The sequence below is a fragment of the uncultured Anaerovibrio sp. genome (assembly GCA_902786545.1).
Lineage (GTDB): Bacteria > Bacillota > Negativicutes > Selenomonadales > Selenomonadaceae > Anaerovibrio.
This window is the reverse complement of sequence record CADACU010000099.1, coordinates 1-2,170: the sequence shown is the minus strand read 5'-3', so window position 1 is coordinate 2,170 and position 2,170 is coordinate 1. Positions and strand designations below refer to the sequence as shown.

Annotated in this window: 1 protein-coding gene and 1 pseudogene; one reads left to right on the top strand and one right to left on the bottom strand. The window is 43.7% G+C overall.

Translation table 11 applies throughout. The features are described 5' to 3' along the window. Positions 1 to 410: pseudogene (locus tag QZV24_RS10450) on the top strand (CTP synthase); the annotation flags it as partial. A gap of 263 nt (positions 411 to 673) precedes the next feature. Here QZV24_RS10450 and QZV24_RS10445 read toward each other — a convergent pair. Then, complete coding sequence (locus tag QZV24_RS10445) at positions 674 to 1,942, bottom strand: glycosyltransferase family 9 protein (RefSeq protein ID WP_173444102.1); 1,269 nt, start codon at positions 1,940 to 1,942, stop codon at positions 674 to 676. Between the last annotated feature and the right edge of the window lie 228 nt (positions 1,943 to 2,170).

The window sequence follows — 2,170 nt, the reverse complement described above, 5'->3', positions numbered from 1 at the left end:
GCATGACGGATGCAAACAGCTCCGAATTCGATGCGGAAACGAAGCACCCGGTTATCGACCTCATGGAATCCCAGCAGGGCATCGAAGACAAGGGCGGCACGATGCGCCTTGGTTCCTACCCCTGCACCCTGCGCGAAGGTACGCATTCCCTCGAAGCTTATGGTACGGCAAACATTGCGGAACGTCATCGCCATCGCTATGAGTTCAACAACAATTACCGTCAGCAGCTCACTGAACGCGGCCTCGTGATTGCCGGCACCCTGCCGGATGACAGCCTTGTGGAAATGGTCGAAGTAAAAGACCATCCTTGGTTCGTGGCAACCCAGGCTCACCCCGAGCTCAAGTCCCGCCCGAACAACCCGCATCCGCTGTTCCGCGATTTCGTGAAAGCGGCATTGCAGGTAAAGTAATAAGTTGTTAAGGCATTGCTGGCGGCAAGGGGAGATTTTTGCACGTTCCGCTTTGCCGTCAGGCTAAAACTATTTTTTGCCTTTTATGGCAGCATGAAAAGCCAAAACTCGCTTCGCTCAGACAGTTGGCTTTTCATGCTGCTTTTTATTGTTGGCAAAAAATAGTTTCTTCACGCCTGACGGCAAACGCTTCTCTTAGCAAAATTCGCCCCCTGCCGCCAGAAGATGGGGATAAGATTATATCTTAAAATTTTATTTGTAGATTAGGCTTGATGGGTTATTTTCATCAAGGTAAGCCAGCCCTCATACATTTCATCGACAGATACTTGTGTAATACAGTGAGGTTGCATTGCTGTACAGCCAAATACTTCACCCAATGGAGAGTGTATAGGTTTACAGGGAGATAAGGCTTTATCTGGTTGGACAAGAACTGCTGGGACATGATAGGGATAATAAGTTTCTACAGTAGAATGTCCATTTGGTGACAGGTCAGTAGCATAAGAGTAGACAACAAGAGATGGCACTTTCATCGCTGCTGCAATATGGGCGCAACCGGTATCATTGCCAATATAAAAAGAGCAAAGGGAAAGCAATGCTGCTGTTTGAGGATAGGAAAGTGCGCCGGTAAAGTTTAGGACATGGTTAGAGTGGAGTGATTTGGCTACGAATTTGCTGGCTTCGATTTCCGCATCTCCACCAACAATAATTATATATCTATCCTTGTCTTGTTTTAGGATGCGTTGTAGCAGTGCAGCATATTTTTCAGCAGGATATGATTTTATTCCACCAATGCCGCCCATACATAAAGCAACGAGACACGATGGAGAGGAACATGGGAGTAGTTTTTTCACGAGTCTTGTGTCTGCCTCTGAAAACCATACCTCTAATTCTCGATCTTTAATAGGTAAATGAATCAGATTATCCATTACGGCTAAGTATCGGTCAACTATGTGAGGAGATAAAATATTTTCAGGAGCCTGGATAGTTGATAGAGCTTGGGCAAATTGATAAGGGATTCTATGCCACATATCCCAGCCAAATTGGTCAATATACATTATTCGCTCCTTGGCACCAGACATATAGGCTAAGAGTATACCCGTGAAATAGGTACCAAAATTGAAGGCAATGTCAAAAGGCGTAGAGAAATTTATTCTGGAAAAATCAGTTAGCCACAAATAGATTTCATCATTGAACTCGCTGGCATTAATATATTCGCAGGGGATAAGTGTATCAATGTAGGGACAGGGGGCAGCTAAGTTAGCGGTAGATGGGGGAAGAGTTAGGGCAATGTGAGCATGGGGATAGATTCGGCGGATTTCACGTAAACATGGGGAGAAGAGAACAAAATCTCCTACGCCGCCATTATGAATCACGAGAATGCGTGGTTCTGCCTGAGGGAACCCATGTCTACACCCCAATTGAGTGAATATTGGTTCCATTTTTTGTAAGAAGTCTTCAGTAGAGAACTGGTGTGTTAGCTTAAAGTGCTGTCCATATGTTGCTAGGCTGTTGAATATTTTGTCTGTGTTCATTATATTGATTAACCTCCAATGGTATATAATCGCTAATTATAAGGATTAAATTCCACGGGGGAGAATTCCTGCTTCACAGTTAATAAATTTTTATGAGTTGCATGTAGTGAGGCAGAAAAAATTTTTAATAAGCAGGATAAGCAATGGATACTGTAGAAATAGTGTATTATCAAAGGTGATACAGTCAATTGTAAGGAAATGACTGCAAACTGGGATTTTAGGGAAGAA

What these genes read in the sequence shown, in the direction of transcription:
- QZV24_RS10445 (WP_173444102.1), bottom strand. Translation starts at nt 1,942, where the DNA reads ATGAACACAGACAAAATATTCAACAGCCTAGCAACATATGGACAGCAC.